This window comes from Pusillimonas noertemannii (genome assembly GCF_003096595.1).
Lineage (GTDB): Bacteria > Pseudomonadota > Gammaproteobacteria > Burkholderiales > Burkholderiaceae_B > Pusillimonas > Pusillimonas noertemannii.
The window spans coordinates 1-14677 of record NZ_QEKO01000011.1 but is presented as its reverse complement, the minus strand read 5'-3'; the positions used below and the strand labels follow the sequence as shown (position 1 = coordinate 14677).

The window sequence follows — 14677 nt, the reverse complement described above, 5'->3', positions numbered from 1 at the left end:
GGACGGCCTCGCGGTACGTCACACCTCACATTATCCGGCAGGCCTCTTCGAAATCCAGGCGTGGCAAGCGTGGGAACAGGACGCTGGGATCGCCATGGCCAAGATTACACAGGAAATTGGTCTTCACTGATGTCCCCGCCCAGAACTCGTGATCGACTCCCGCCGCATCGAACCCCGACATGGGCCCGCAATCAAGCCCTATGCACCGGGCCGCCAGGATGAAGTAGGCGCCTTGCAAGCTCGAATTCTGAAACGCCGCCCGCTCGGTCCTCGCGCTATTCTGTGGTTCGGAGAACAGGACATGCATGGCGGGGCTGTGAGCGAACAGTCTGGGAAGATGCCGATAGAACTCGGTATCGTAGCCAATGACGGCGGTTACCGGGGCAGCCATGCTCTTTTCGACGTTGCCGCTGGACAGATACGGCTTTAGCCGAGTTTTGGCCGCAGGGGAGCACAAGAATATAATGCGCGCCGGCGACGAATTGGCAGAGGTCGGCCCCCATTTCATCAGCTCGTACAGGCGGTGCAGTTCATCTTCCGAAACAGGCTCGGCCGTCCATGCATTATGGGTGCGCGCCTTGCGAAACAAGGTATCCAGTATTGAGTCGGGAATCATGTTGTTCATGAATGAGGCGAAGACAAGAGAGCCAGGGCTGCGTTGAAGATCGATCCATCGCGTTGGGCCAGCTCATCGAGTATGGTGAAGTGATTGCGCCGCGGACAATCGACCTGTCCGGCGTGAACATGGGCCCACCGTTCCGCGATGATCGCGGCCTGCTGTTTAAAGCCCTGGTTTTCATCGTTTCCAAGTGCCGTCAACAGACGGGAACCGGAATGCGGGCTGAGCCTGGCCGGGCTGGCTTGCATCGCCGCACCCTGCTCCATGCCATGCACCGCGGCCACCGAAGGCACATCCAGCAAGGGAACGAGATCATACAGACCACTGACACTGATGGCGGCCGCCACGGGGCGCGAAGTGGCGAGCGAAGAATCGAACTTCGTCCAATCCGTGGCCAGAAGCAGCGTCGCCAAATGTCCGCCCGCCGAATGGCCGCAGGCATACAGGCGGCCGCCCGAGACTTGCCAGCCGGGACATTGCCGATATAGCCACGCCGCCGCAGCCCTCACTTGATCAGCGATCGCGCCAACCGACACCTCGGGATAAAGCGCGTAGTTGATCACCGCAACGGCGTAGCCCGCGTCGACGAAGGCAGGGGCGATCCACGACGCATCAGACTTGTCCAAGGAACTCCAGTAGCCGCCATGGACGTACATGAGCGTAGCCTTGGCGGCTTCGGAAGGGAGAAACAGATCGAGTGTTTCCGCGGCGCGCGGCCCATACGGCACATCGAACCGGCCATTGCCGCGACGCTTGCACTGCGCGCGATACGCAGCCGAATCGCGCGCCCACCGATCGAATATCCGAAGGTAATCGGGCGTTGCGGCGCGGGCATTGTAAAGCGCCTCGCCGTGGGGCTCTTCAACCTGCCTGCGCTGGTTCACCCGCACCCTCCTTCGAGGCCAGCATGGCGATCCGCCGGACCACCGCGTCAACCTCGGCGCGTGCCTGTTCTGTCAAAGGCATGATGGGTGGACGAGTGGGGCCGGCATTGCGGCCCGCAAGCGCCATGGCCTCTTTGATGACCACGGGAAAGGACCCCAGCGCCCATGCCGCCCGCAATGGAGCAAAAATGTTTGAAATGCGCAAGGCCGTTTCATGGTCGCCCGACCGGCAGGCTTCGTACATCGCAACCATGAGCTCGGGGAACACATTTGCCGCCGGCGAGATTGTTCCCTGCGCTCCATGGCGCATCATGGCCAGCGCAATGGTATCGCGGCCGGAAAACAGCAGCGACGCCCTGGGGGCCAGAAGCTGGAATTCGATGGACTGGGTCAGATCACCCGCCGAATCCTTGATGCCGACAATGTTTTCAGCGCCCTGCATGCAACGCACCAGCGTCTTGGGCAGGACGTTCACCTTCGTGCGCGGGGGGTTGTTGTACAGCATGACCGGAAGCCTGGTGGCCTTGGCCACGGAGGTATAGTGCTCAAGCAATTCCTCCTGGCTTGGCTGCGCGAAATAGGGCGTAATGACCAGCGCCAAATCGGCCCCCATCGATTCGGCCGCCTTGGTCAGCTCGATCGCCTGGCGCGTGGTCACCGCCCCGGTGCCCGCATAAACAGGTACCCGCCCATTCGTGGCGTCAATGGCTTTTTCCAGCAATTGCAGGTGCTCCTTGGCGCTCAAGGCGAAGAACTCGCCTTGGCTTCCCGCCACCGAAATGCCGTGCACCCCTGCCGCGATATAGCCCTCTATCAGCTGGGCCACTCGGTCCAGGTCAAGCTCATAATTGCTTTTGAACGGCGTGGCCATGGCTGGCACGACGCCGTGAAATCTCGTAATGTCCATCTTTTCTCCATTGAATTGAACCGGGTCCTGGGCTCTTCAGTCGACGCCCATGATCTGCCCCAAACGGGCAACATAGCGTCCGAACTCCACCGCTTCCTTGCTGGTGCGCGGGTCTCTGGGCCGCGGAAGATCTATCCTGATGTCCTCGATGATGCGTCCGGGATGTTCAGACATGACCAATATCCGGTCTGAAAGAAACACGGCTTCCGCGATGCTGTGCGTGATCAGCAGAACGGTCTGGCGCATTTCCTGCCATAGCCTCAGCAGCTCGACGTTCAATTGATCGCGAGTCAGAGCATCCAACGCGCCGAAAGGCTCGTCGAGCAGCAGGACCTTGGGCCGTGTGACCAGAATCTGCCCCAGCGCGGCACGCTGTCGCATGCCCCCGGAAAGCTGATGCGGATAGCTGCCGCGAAACTTTTCCAGCTTGAGCACGGGCAGTAAAGCATCGATGCGCTTGTCCAATTCTTGCTTGGGCAGTTTTCGCACCTCGGCAGCGAGGCGTATATTCGATTCGACCGTGTCCCAGGGCAGCATATTGTGGGTTTGAAACACCACGCCCACGTCGTCGGACATATCGCGATGCGATTGGCGGTGCCCGAATATGCGCACCTCTCCGCCCTCATCGGGATCGATCAGCCCGGAAACGACCCTTAGCAACGTGCTTTTTCCGCATCCGCTCGGACCAAGAATGGATACAAACTCGCCTTGAGGTATTGTGAAATTGACCTCTTGCAAAGCCTGGATCTTCACGTGGCTGTCAAAGGTCTTACCCACTTTGTGGACATGGATCGCAGCCTCGGCGCCGGATTCCGCATTGTCGACTTTCACAGATGCATTCCTTATTTCTTGGCGCCCACCCAGCCGCCTTCCGAGATGTCGAAGATGATTCCATCAGGGTCGCGGAACTTCATCTCGTAGTACAGGCTGCTTTTATCGTGTGGAAGGTCGAGAAAGAACGTGCCGCCATTGGCTTCGATGACTTCTCTTTGGCTATCGACATCGTCGACCCAGAACCCGAAGTGATGCGTCCCTATCCAATTTTTACCCCTTTCCTTGCCCGCCGCCTCGTCGGTCTTGTACTTGAGCAGCGCCAGGCAGACGATTCCGTCGGAAAGGTACACGCCATCGGCAATGGGGGAATAAGTGGGCTCGACAATTTCCATGTCGAATACCTTGCTATAGAACTGCGCTGCTTTCTCGGGATCGGGAACAGCCAGTGCGATGTGGCGTAGCTTAGCCATGATGTTGCCTCCTTAAGCGAATGAACCGAATGTGAAATTGAATTTTGAAAGACGGTAATCAGATCAAAGCCCGCGCCACCACACCCGCTTGGCGACCAGCTCGATAACCAGATAAAGCAAAGCGGCCAAGGCTGAAACCGTGATCAGCGCGGCAAAAAGATAGTCGGTGCGCGCATTGGCCGTTGTATTCAAGATAAGGTGACCCAAGCCGTGCTCAGAACCGACGAACTCGCCGACGATGGCGCCGATCACGGCCAGCGGCATGGCCTGCTTGCAGCCGTCCATGATGGAAGGCAAAGCGGAAGGCACATACAGACGCCTGAACATCACCCAGCCCGGCGCCCTTATGGCCCGAAAGTGTTCGATCAGGTTGGAAGGCGTTGCAGCCAGGCCGCCCATGGTCGCAATGACCACTGGAAAAAATGCGAACAGGAAGGCCATGAGTATCTTCGAGATATCTCCGTATCCGAACCAGATGATCATGAGCGGCGCAAGCGCGATCTTGGGAATGCCCTGGAACACCACGACAAAGGGGTAGATCGTGCGCCTGACGAATGACCACGAATGAATGACCGCCCCGAGAAGCACCCCGGTGACTACTGCGCCTACAAAGCCGAACAAGACTTCCTGTGTGGTGATCCATGATTGCAGCAGCAGATTGGCCCGGTTGTCCCACATGCTTTGCAGCACGCTTGACAAAGTTGGCAGCAGATATGGCTTGATGTCGAATACATCGACGGCAAGCTCCCACAGGATGGCGAACACGACGAACACCATTAGAGGGTCGACATAGGCGCGCCATTGAATCCGCCGCTTCGGGGATCGTTGCATGAAAGTCTCCTGAGATTATTGTTATGGTGGCAAGAGGCCTCTTGCGGAGCCGCAGCGCATGGGCGGCTCCGCGAGGCCGTCAATCCGTCTTCGCCGGGCCCCAGTCCGGAGGCGGCACGACGAATCGCTCGAACTCCCACTGATCGAAAGCATGCAAATCATTGGGCCATACACGGGGGGTATGGGGCTGTTCGGGCGTGACCTGCACCATCTCGGCGTAGAACTCGCAGTAGTTGCCGTCGGGGTCCTCGAACACGAGAAACAGGTTTTCCCCCGGCCCGTGCTTGCCCACGCCCCTGACGATGGGCACCCCCTGTTCTTGCAAGTACTTCGCCGCGGCCTCGATTTCTTCGAGCGACCCAAGCTGATACGAGAAATGCTCGAGCCCGGGCCGGCCTGGCCGATAAGTCTGTTCGTGCAGGGGATGGCCAGGCGGTATTTGGGCCAAGGCCAGGTCGTGATGATCGACGCTGCAGCGCAGGAAGGCCATTTGGTCCTCGATGTAGTCCGACACCTCAAGGCCCACCATCTTGGTATAGAACTCGACCGATTTGCGCAGATCGCGCACGTTCAACACCACGTGCCCGATGCGCTGCGGCTTGGGACGGTTCGACATAAGGCCTCCGTTACTTCAGCAGTGCGTTGGTATAGACTTCGTCGGCGCTGATCTTGCCCTTGAGGTCGAACGCCTTGTCCACGAACTGAACTGTGGACTGCATGCGCTCGGGCCTTATATAGCCCAAGCCTTGCTCTTTTGCGCCCGGGTCGACGATAAGGGTGTTCATTTCCTTGATCTGCTGCAGGGCGACTTCGGGGTCGACCACAGGGAACATCTTGACCATAATCTGCGCCGCCTGCTCCGGGTTCTTCAAGGCGAACTCGAATCCGGCATATGAACCGCGCAAGAATTTCTGGATCAGCTCGGGATTCTTCTCGATGAGCTCTTCCCTTGTGGCAAAGCCGCTGCCGTAGGCATCGAGGCCGAAGTCGGAATATTCGATCCAGCCCAGTTCGACGCCAGCCTGCGCCGCCCTTCTTTGAATCACGGCCCGGTTGCTGGCCAGCCAGCATTCGGCCAGATCGATGCGCCCTTCGACCAGCGAAGCGTCGATGACGGCGGGATCCATGCGCAACAGACGGATGAAGTCTCGAGGCTTGCCGTTTTGCTCGAGCCACGCGGGTACGACGTTCTGCACCGGCGAGGCCGACCCGCCACCCATGGACAGGCCTTTCAGGTCGTCCAGCGTCTTGATGGTGTGTTTCTTTTTATCGAAACAGATGCCGGCCGGCCAGCGGGTATTCATGGCGCCCACCATGCGGATGTGGCCGCCATTGGCCCGGTTCAATATAAGGCTGACCGGATCCACATAGCCGAATTCATATTGCCCCTGATCCAATTCATTGGCTGTACGATTGCCGCCATAGCCACGCACTATATTGACGTCGAGGCCTTCTTTCTCGAACAGCCCTTGCTCTTGCGCCACGATGACGCCGATGGAACTGCCCTGCGGCAGCCATGCCATGTTGTAGGTTACCTTCTCGAGTGCTGCGGCCGGAGCACAGGAAAATGCCAGGGCAGCACAAAGGGTGAAGCCTCTCACGATGGAGTTCAGTCTGGATTTGTTGGTGCGCATTGCTTGTCTCCGTTATGGTTGTCACTACATGCGTTGAGCCGGATTCGGCTCCGGCCACTTCAACAACGGTGGTGCCTGATCGTCCGGCTACAGCACCTCGGCCTTGACGTCATTGGACAATCTGCCGATGCCCTCTATGCTTGTGATCAGCCGATCGCCTGATTTCAGATAAATGCCTCGTCCCATGCCGACGCCCGTCGGGGTGCCGGTGGCCACGATGTCGCCCGGCTCCAGCGTGACGATGGTAGACAGATAAGCGATCTGCTCTCTGACGGTCCAGATCATATTGGCGGTGGTGTCCTGTTGCATGGGTTCGCCGTTGACGTCAAGCCGCAGGCTTACCGCCTGGGGATCGGGTATCTGCCAGGCCGGAACGATCCAGGGCCCGATCGGCGCAAAGGTGTCGTGGCATTTGCCTTGAAACCAGTCGTGCTTGAAAGGGTAGTCGGAACGCACGTTCAAGTCGCGGGCGGATATATCGTTGATGACGGTATAGCCTGCGACATGGTCGAGCGCGTCGTCTACCGAAATGCGGCGGCCCCGCTTGCCGATCACGGCCGCCAGTTCGACCTCCCAGTCGAGCATCTGGGTTTCCGGCGGCATCTGGATGGTGTCTCCGTCGCCGATCACGGTATTGGAAAGCTTCAGGAACATATAAGGCTTGCTCTGGGCCTTGGCCGCCAGCTCGGTGCCCATTTCATTCGCATGCTCGGCATAGTTCGAAGCCGCACAAAAGATGCGCTGGGGAACATACGGAGGGGCGACCCGCGCAGAGCCGGAAACCGGCGACAAGGCGCCTTCTGCCACCTTGCGCTGAATGACAGGCTCTGCCTCCTTGAGCCACGCCTGTGCTTCTTGCCAGTTGCAGATCATTGCCCTGACTCCCTCTGGCGCCAGCCACTCTTGCTTGACCGCGGGCACCCCAGCCTCGACGGCCTGCTCCAGGTCATACAGCTTTTCGTTCAATACAACGGCCGGCTTCAAGCCGGTTGCTGCTTCATAAGTGCCAAATCCGATCCCGCCCATTCTTGTTTCCTCCGTCTTTTGTGCATTCAAATTTAGTAAGTTGTATACAATAATAGAATATTGGATTCTTTTAGTCAACAACTGTGGACGAAAATAAGGGAAAACCATGCCTATATAAAGGGCCTCCGCAAATAAAACGCCCCGTAAGCCCGGGCGCTCGTGGCACCGCGACTTACTGGGGCGTTCGGACTTCGACAGGCCACTTAAAGAAAATCGTGGCGGGAAAGGAGAAAAGGCGCTGTATGAATCAGCCGTGCTCGAAATGCTGCAAAACATTCATGGCGGAATTGGCTGCGTGGCTATACATGGTGCGTGCGGCCGCTTCCGCATCTTGTGACAACAAGGCCTCAACCAGTTCTTCGTGCTCCATGTTCGACTTCTCGATACGGTTGTCGGAGACGAAGAAGCCCTGAGAGCGAAATGGAGCCAGGCGCTGACGCATTCCCAGGGCAAGTTCTTGCAGGACATTGTTATGGGCGCCCGCATAAATGAGTTTGTGCAGCTCATCATTTAGCTGAGAATAGGCTTTGGTGTCGTTGTCGGCTGCTGCCTGCCGAGCCTCATGATGCGTCCGTTCGATTCTTTTGCGCTCGGCGGGAACAGCGCGCAGGGCGCACAGTTTGGCGCACAATGCTTCGATCTCGCCGGCTGCCTCGAACAGCGCGTCAAGTTCCGACGGCTTGATGGTTGCCGCAGAGAAACCTCGCCGGGGCATGTAATGAACCAGGCGTGTCACGGCCAACTGACGCAAGGCATCGCGCACGGGACTGCGTGAAACACCAAAACGAGTCGCTATGGATTGTTCATCAAGGCGGGTACCCGGCAAAATTCGACGCAGGACGATTTCTTCGGCGAGTTGATCAGCAATAGTCTGTGAGAGCGTTTTCCCGTTTTCCATATTTCAAGACCTGGACATTGATGTACAAAAATGGTGCGTTAAGTCGGAGGGGGAGATAGAGCCGTAATTTGTCTACATTTTTTCATTATCCCATACAATTCTGGCTTCAAACCATAAAAGATTCCTTTCGGGAATAACAGACACGCTTTATTCTGCATCTTCAGTACGCCAGTCGATCCCTATCCCACCCCATGCTCATCGCTTCCGCCGTCTTCATACTTACCCTCGTTCTCGTCATCTGGCAGCCCCGGGGCCTGGGCATAGGCTGGAGCGCCCTCATCGGCGCAGGGCTGGCGCTGGCCACCGGAGTGGTCCGTCTTGCCGACATCCCCGCGGTATGGGCCATTGTGTGGAATGCCACGATCACCTTCATCGCCATCATCGTCATCAGCCTGCTGCTGGACGAGGCCGGCTTCTTCAAATGGGCCGCCCTGCACGTGGCGCGCTGGGGCCGCGGCCGGGCACGGCGCCTGTTCGTGGCCATCGTGCTGCTGGGCGCCCTGGTGTCCGCCTTTTTCGCCAACGACGGCGCGGCGCTTATCCTGACCCCCATCGTCATGGCGATGCTGGTGACCCTGGGCCTTAGCCCGGCGGCCACCCTGGCCTTCATCATGGCGGCGGGTTTCATTGCCGATACCGCCAGCCTGCCCTTCATCGTGTCCAATCTGGTCAACATCGTGTCGGCCGATTTCTTCGGCATCAGCTTCGGCCGCTATGCCTCGGTGATGGTGCCGGTGAACCTGGTGTCGGTGGCGGCCAGCCTGCTTGTCCTGCTGCTTTATTTTCGCGGCAGCCTACCCGCCACCTACGACAAGACGCTGCTGCGGCCTCCCGCCAGCGCCATCCGCGATCCGCGCACGTTTCGCGCCGGCTGGCTGGTGCTTGCCCTGCTGCTGGCGGGCCTGTTCGGCCTGGAGCCGCTGGGCGTGCCTGTCAGCGCCGTGGCCTCGGCGGCCGCCCTGGCGCTGTGGGCGGTGGCCAGGCACGGCCACGTCATCGACACGCGCAAAGTGCTGAGAGAAGCGCCCTGGCAGATCGTGGTGTTCTCGCTGGGCATGTATCTGGTGGTCTACGGGCTGCGCAACCAGGGCCTGGCGGACCAGCTGGCTGCGCTGCTGGACGCCTGCGCGCGGCAAGGCTTGTGGGCCGCGACTTTCGGGGCGGGCCTGCTGGCCGCCCTGCTCTCTTCCGTCATGAACAACCTGCCCGCCGTGCTGGTGGGAGCGCTGTCGATCGACGCCAGCCAGGCCGGCGGTGTAGTCCGAGAGGCGATGATCTACGCCAACGTCATCGGCAGCGACCTGGGACCCAAGATCACGCCCATCGGCAGCCTGGCCACCCTGCTCTGGCTGCACGTGCTGGCGGGCAAGGGCATGGTCATTACCTGGGGCTATTACTTTCGCGTGGGCATCGTGCTGACGCTGCCCGTGCTGCTGCTGACACTGGCGGCCCTGGCCATACGGTTGGGCCTGGGCTATTGGCACATCGGGGGGGCGGGTCTATAGTGGACGGTGATCCGGCGCTTGTTCGGCATCCACTGCGCCGGAAGTCAACCCCAAAAAGGAGAATCCGAATGAGCGACTCCAGCAAAGACCTGGCCAATCACACCACGACCGGCTCTGGCGCGCCGGCGCAAAGCGACCGCAATACCTTGTCGGTCGGCCCCGACGGTCCACTGCTGCTGCACGATGTGCATTTCCTGGAGCAGATGGCTCACTTCAACCGCGAGAAAGTGCCCGAGCGGCAGCCTCATGCCAAGGGAGCCGGTGCTTTCGGCGAGTTTGAAACCACCGAAGACATGTCGGCCTATACCAAGGCCGCTCTGTTCCAGAAGGGCTGTAAAACCGAAATGCTGGCGCGCTTCTCGACCGTGGCCGGCGAGGCGGGCAGCCCCGACACCTGGCGCGACGTGCGCGGCTTTTCGCTCAAGTTCTACACCACCGAAGGCAATTACGACCTGGTGGGCAACAACACCCCCATTTTCTTCCTGCGCGACCCCATGAAGTTCCCGCACTTCATCCGCAGCCAGAAGCGCCTGCCCGACTCGGGCCTGCGCGACAACCACATGCAGTGGGACTTCTGGTCGAACAACCCTGAAAGCGCCCACCAGGTCACCTATGTGATGGGCCAGCGCGGCCTGCCCCGCACCTGGCGCAACATGAACGGCTATGGTTCGCACACTTATATGTGGATCAACGCCAAGGGCGAAAAATTTTGGGTCAAATACCATTTCCATACCCAGCAGGGCATGGAGTTCTTCAGCAATGAAGAAGCCGCCGCCATGGCCGGCGAAGACGCCGACTTCCACCGCCGCGACCTGTTCGATGCGATCGCGCGCAAAGAGTTTCCCAAATGGGTCTTGTCGGTGCAGGTCATGCCCTATGCCGACGCCAAGACCTATCGCTTCAATCCCTTCGACCTTACCAAGACCTGGTCGCATAAAGACTATCCGCTCATTCGGGTGGGCACCATGACGCTCAACCGCAATCCCGAAAACTTCTTCGCCCAGATCGAACAGGCGGCGTTCTCGCCCGGCAACACCGTTCCCGGCATCGGCCTGTCGCCCGACAAAATGCTGCTGGGCCGCGCCTTTGCCTATGCCGATGCACAGCGCAACCGCATCGGCGCCAATTTCCACCAACTGCCGGTGAACCAGCCCAAGGTGCCGGTCAATACCTATATGTTCGACGGGCAGATGGCCTATCACCATAGCGGCAGCGCGCCGGTGTACGCCACCAACAGCGGCGGCCGCGCCTGGGCCGACAACACCGGCCCCATGCCCGACAGTTGGGAATCCGACGGCGAGATGGTGCGCGCCGCCTACACCCTGCACGCCGAAGACGACGACTTCGGCCAGCCGGGCACGCTGGTGCGCGAAGTGTTCAACGACGAGCAGCGCAGCCTGCTGGTCGATCAGGTGGCCGGCAGCCTATTGGGCGGGGTGCGCAGCCCCGTGCTGGAACGAGCCCTGGAATACTGGAAGAGCATCGACGCCGACGTGGGCAAGCGCATCGAAGAGCAGGTGTTTGCGGGCCGCGGCGACGACCCCGCCGCCGGCATGGGCGACGCGTAGTTTGGTCCTGCCTGTGACGGCAGGCCAAAGGCTTTTTTGTCTGCGGCGGGTGTGACTGCCATGCGCTGGTGCGCATGGCCCGGGCGAGGCTCAGGCTGCGCCTGCAGACGAAGCCCGGCCGTCGCCCAGCGCCTTGAGCACATTGGCCCCGGTGCGCTCGACGTGCGAGCGAAGCAGTTCGCAGGCTTCGTCGGGCCGGCGCTCGAGCGTGGCCGTGCAGATGTCCACGTGTTCTTGGCGCACGTCGCGGTCTATGGGGTTGTCTGAAAGGAAAATACGGCGGTAGCGGTCGTTGAGGTCGTGCAGGGTTTCACAGAAATGCAGCAGCAGCGGCATGCCGCAGGCCGATATCAGCCGCCGGTGGAAAACGCTGTGGAACTGTTCCCACTGGCTGACGCCCTGGGCATCGACACGCCCGCGCTCGATCTTGTTGAGCCGATGCAGGGCCGCCAGCACCTCGCCCTCCCATACGTCGTCGCCTTTGATGATGGCCTCGCGCAAGGCATAGCTTTCGAACTGCACGCGCAGGCGGATGACTTCGTCCAGATTGTTCTGCGACACCGGCACGACCCGGTAGCCGCGCTGGTCTTCGGTGGCCACGAAACCCTCGGCGCACAAGCGGGACAAGGCCTCGCGCAGCGGACTGAGACTGACGCCGAACATGGTGCGCAGCTCATCCAGCCGCAGCTTGGCGCCGGGCGCGAATTCGCCATGCGCAATGCGTTCGCGCAGCATGGCGGCAATGCTGCTGGCAAGAGTGGGTGTGGAATCGGCCTTGGTCATAAGAATATCTGTCGCTTGGTGTAGCTCCTGATTGACAGCGATTATAAACCCAACTACATTAAATCGATATTATTATCCTAAATCGAAATTTAAAAGGAATATCGATGGGTATCCAGGATACGGACCGCACCCTGCCCTCTAATCGCATGGTGTTCGAACTGCGCCGCGACCAAGAGCGCTACCAGCAGTTCCAGCAAGACATCGAGGCCTCGATGCAGCACTTCGGCCTTACCGAGCCCGAGCGCCAGGCATGGCGCAACATGGACATCGCCGGCCTCGCCCGAATGGGCGTTCATCCCTATTTTCTGCCCCAGATCAGCCGCTTGTTCAAGGGCGGCGGCTACAACCACAACACCAGCGATGCCGCGCGCCTGTACGCCGAAAAAATGGGCATCCAGCAAGAGGACAACTAATCATGGCAAAGCTCGTTGCAACATTGGGCATTGCCCACGCTCCCGGCGTCACAGGCTGGATAGACCGCGCCCCGCAAGACCAGCAAGAAGCCGTGCTGGCCGGCTATAAAGAATTCCAACGCCGCATGCAGGAACTCAAGCCCGACGTCGTCATCGGCGTGGCCAACGACCACCTGCTCAATTTCTCCATGGACAACGTGCCCGACTTCTGCGTGGGCATCGGCGACCATTGGCAGGGTCCGGCCCCCTGGTTCAAAGACTGGCTCAACGTGCCCGACTATCAAATAAAGGGGCATCGCGAACTTGGCCGCGCGCTGGTGCGCGATTCGGCCAAGGCGGGCATCAACCACGCGTTTGCGGAACAGCTGCTGTTCGACGACAACTGGTCCGTGCCCCTTATGTTTTTGTTTCCGCAATACGATGTGCGCTTCGTGCCCATGCACATGAACTGCATCGTGCCCCCGATGCCCAGCGCGTCGCACTGCCTCGAGGTGGGCGCGCAAATCGCCCGCATCGTCGAAAGCTTTCCCTCTGATGAGCGCGTGGTGCTCATGACCACCGGCGGCCTCTCGCACGATCCGGGCGGGCTCGACTATTTCACCGTCCACGAAGAATTCGACCGCTGGTTCATGCAGCTGCTCGAAACGGGCGATCTCGACAAGGTCCGCAAGGAAGCCACCTTCGAGAAACTGCTTACCGGCGGCGACGGCGGCGCGGGCGAATTGCTGGCATGGCTGGTGGCCATGGGTGCCGCGGCCGAACTGGGCAAGCCCAAGGCCGAGAGCGTCTTCTATGTGCCCTCGGTCCCCATGCGCTGCGGCATGGGCGGTTCGTACTGGGCGCTGTAAGGAGGCAAGGCATGAACACACCTCAAACGGTACAAGACGGCCCCCTGCACGAGGCGCTGCGCCCCGAAGCCGCCGCTCTGCTCGTCATCGACATGCAGAACGATTTCTGCGCGCCCGGCGGCTATATCGACAAGGTCATGGGCAAAGATGTGGCCACCGCCACGGGCATCTGCGACAATCTCTCGCGCCTGCTGCAGTCGGCCCGTGCGCACAAGGTGCCGGTGCTATGGATAGGCGCCGATTACTCGCACGACCGCATTCCGGCCTCTATGCTGCGCAAGCTTCGCCAGCGCGGCATTACCGCGGTTTGCTGCGAACCCGGCACCTGGGGCGCCGACTGGTTCTGCGTTCAGCCCGAGCCGGGCGAGCCGGTTGTCATCAAGCACAACTACAGCGGTTTTTCAGGCACCGGGCTCGAACGCGAACTGCGGTCGCGCAATATCGAAACGCTGGTGCTCACAGGCGTGCAAACGCAGATCTGCGTAGAATCCACGGCGCGTGAGGGGCATTCGCTGGGCTTTACCTGCGTGGTGCCGAAAGACGCGGTGGCTTCGCATACGGCCAATCTGCACGAGGCCAGCCTGATGAACATGCAGTTTCTGTTCGGGGAGGTGTGCACTACGCAAGACGTGGTGTCGGCATGGTCGCACGCGCCCTCTCCTGTTTCTTCCAACTGATAAAGAGTCTTTCACATGCTACCCAAACGAATCAATGTCGACGTTGTCCGCGAATCCATCGGCGAGTACAAGGACACGAAAAAAACTGTCGAAGAGCGCGGAAAAATCTATGAAGAGCTGCTGGGTTTCGTGCCGCCGCGCATCGAAGCACGCATGAACGTAACGGGCGCGCTCGACCCGAAGATCGTCGATCTTCAAGAGCAGATGCGCGAGCACGCGATGTACCCTGAAAGCTTCGACGTGAAGACGACGCAGCTGATGCTGTTCGGCATGCTGCTCATCACGCTCAGCGACGCGGCCATTCTGCATGGCATGGCGGCCCGGCGCGCTGGCGCTACCTGGAAGGAAATGCAAGACGTGGTCAATCTTACGTTCTTGTTCCGCGGTCTGTCCGCGGCCAACCGTGGCGCGGAAATACTGGCCAACATCGCCGAGCGCGAGGCGGCTGCGAAGACGAAATAAGCATTCGTTTATTTTTCTTGCAACAACGGCGCGCCGAAAATTGTGGCGCGCTGTTTTTTTGACGCTTTTCTTTGGGTCTTTAAATTGGTGCTCTTGGAATCGAGTGTTTGTATCTTTGAATCGGCTGTCTGTATTTGAGTCTTTCAGCCGGCGCGCTGCAGATTGGAAGGTCGCTTCTGAGTCCTAAACCGGCGCGCTGCGGGGTAAGTATTTTGGGCGCCGGAGAGCTTCGGCCGGCTTTGCCGGCTACCCTCGCGTCCTATCATTTTTGGGGCGCCCGCAAAAATCGGGATAGGGGGCAGCCTTGAGGCTGCGCCCCTCCCACACCACCCGGCATGCGGGTCCGCACCGGGCGGTTCGAGAAGTTGAGGTTTATGC

17 protein-coding genes are annotated in these 14677 nt (G+C 59.9%); 6 read left to right on the top strand and 11 right to left on the bottom strand.

Annotation, left to right across the window (positions count from 1 at the left end):
* Window positions 1-25: 25 nt before the first annotated feature.
* The 10 genes from C7440_RS19030 to C7440_RS18985 form a co-directional block, all read right to left on the bottom strand.
* Window positions 26-625, bottom strand: coding sequence for a malonic semialdehyde reductase (locus C7440_RS19030; protein WP_116519584.1), 600 nt, complete (start codon window positions 623-625; stop codon window positions 26-28).
* Window positions 622-1503 carry an alpha/beta hydrolase gene (locus tag C7440_RS19025; protein ID WP_116519583.1) on the bottom strand — a complete coding sequence of 294 codons (882 nt, stop codon included), beginning with the start codon at window positions 1501-1503 and terminating at the stop codon, window positions 622-624. Before C7440_RS19025 ends, C7440_RS19030 begins: the two co-directional genes overlap by 4 nt.
* Window positions 1481-2410, bottom strand: a complete 930-nt coding sequence (dapA, locus tag C7440_RS19020; RefSeq protein ID WP_116519582.1) for a 4-hydroxy-tetrahydrodipicolinate synthase — start codon at window positions 2408-2410, stop codon at window positions 1481-1483. The genes C7440_RS19025 and dapA overlap by 23 nt, the downstream gene beginning before the upstream one ends.
* Window positions 2411-2446: 36 nt before the next feature.
* Window positions 2447-3241, bottom strand: coding sequence for an ABC transporter ATP-binding protein (locus tag C7440_RS19015; RefSeq protein WP_243410979.1), 795 nt, complete (start codon window positions 3239-3241; stop codon window positions 2447-2449).
* Between the two features lie 11 nt (window positions 3242-3252).
* The gene (locus C7440_RS19010; protein WP_116519580.1) at window positions 3253-3654 is read right to left on the bottom strand and encodes a VOC family protein; all 402 of its coding nucleotides are present in this window, start codon (window positions 3652-3654) and stop codon (window positions 3253-3255) included.
* A 63-nt stretch (window positions 3655-3717) separates the two neighbouring features.
* Complete coding sequence (locus C7440_RS19005) at window positions 3718-4485, bottom strand: ABC transporter permease (protein WP_116519579.1); 768 nt, start codon at window positions 4483-4485, stop codon at window positions 3718-3720.
* A gap of 79 nt (window positions 4486-4564) precedes the next feature.
* Window positions 4565-5101, bottom strand: coding sequence for a VOC family protein (locus tag C7440_RS19000; protein WP_116519578.1), 537 nt, complete (start codon window positions 5099-5101; stop codon window positions 4565-4567).
* Window positions 5102-5111: 10 nt separating this feature from the next.
* Window positions 5112-6119 carry an ABC transporter substrate-binding protein gene (locus tag C7440_RS18995; RefSeq protein ID WP_116519577.1) on the bottom strand — a complete coding sequence of 336 codons (1008 nt, stop codon included), beginning with the start codon at window positions 6117-6119 and terminating at the stop codon, window positions 5112-5114.
* 87 nt (window positions 6120-6206) lie between these two features.
* Window positions 6207-7145 (bottom strand): fumarylacetoacetate hydrolase family protein, encoded by a 939-nt coding sequence (locus tag C7440_RS18990; RefSeq protein ID WP_116519576.1) that lies wholly within the window; start codon window positions 7143-7145, stop codon window positions 6207-6209.
* Between the two features lie 247 nt (window positions 7146-7392).
* Window positions 7393-8043, bottom strand: a complete 651-nt coding sequence (locus tag C7440_RS18985) for a GntR family transcriptional regulator (protein ID WP_116519575.1) — start codon at window positions 8041-8043, stop codon at window positions 7393-7395.
* A 191-nt stretch (window positions 8044-8234) separates the two neighbouring features.
* Between C7440_RS18985 and C7440_RS18980 the strand changes: the two genes are divergently transcribed.
* Both C7440_RS18980 and C7440_RS18975 read left to right on the top strand, forming a co-directional pair.
* A complete protein-coding gene (locus C7440_RS18980) occupies window positions 8235-9548 on the top strand; it encodes an arsenic transporter (protein WP_116519574.1) in 1314 nt (437 codons plus the stop codon).
* Window positions 9549-9616: 68 nt separating this feature from the next.
* The gene (locus C7440_RS18975) at window positions 9617-11116 is read left to right on the top strand and encodes a catalase (protein ID WP_116519573.1); all 1500 of its coding nucleotides are present in this window, start codon (window positions 9617-9619) and stop codon (window positions 11114-11116) included.
* Between the two features lie 90 nt (window positions 11117-11206).
* Here the strand turns inward: C7440_RS18975 and C7440_RS18970 are convergent, their stop codons facing one another.
* Window positions 11207-11899: a GntR family transcriptional regulator gene (locus C7440_RS18970; protein WP_116519572.1), complete on the bottom strand. Its 693-nt coding sequence runs from the start codon at window positions 11897-11899 to the stop codon at window positions 11207-11209.
* 104 nt (window positions 11900-12003) lie between these two features.
* On the opposite strand from C7440_RS18970, the gene C7440_RS18965 reads away from it, so the two are divergent.
* The 4 genes from C7440_RS18965 to C7440_RS18950 are packed head-to-tail and all read left to right on the top strand — an operon-like array spanning window position 12004 to window position 14299.
* Window positions 12004-12312 carry a hypothetical protein gene (locus tag C7440_RS18965; protein ID WP_116519571.1) on the top strand — a complete coding sequence of 103 codons (309 nt, stop codon included), beginning with the start codon at window positions 12004-12006 and terminating at the stop codon, window positions 12310-12312.
* Between the two features lie 2 nt (window positions 12313-12314).
* Complete coding sequence (locus C7440_RS18960; RefSeq protein WP_116519570.1) at window positions 12315-13160, top strand: DODA-type extradiol aromatic ring-opening family dioxygenase; 846 nt, start codon at window positions 12315-12317, stop codon at window positions 13158-13160.
* A gap of 11 nt (window positions 13161-13171) precedes the next feature.
* Window positions 13172-13837, top strand: coding sequence for a cysteine hydrolase family protein (locus C7440_RS18955; protein ID WP_165832649.1), 666 nt, complete (start codon window positions 13172-13174; stop codon window positions 13835-13837).
* A 15-nt stretch (window positions 13838-13852) separates the two neighbouring features.
* Window positions 13853-14299: a carboxymuconolactone decarboxylase family protein gene (locus tag C7440_RS18950; protein ID WP_116519568.1), complete on the top strand. Its 447-nt coding sequence runs from the start codon at window positions 13853-13855 to the stop codon at window positions 14297-14299.
* Window positions 14300-14677: the final 378 nt, after the last annotated feature.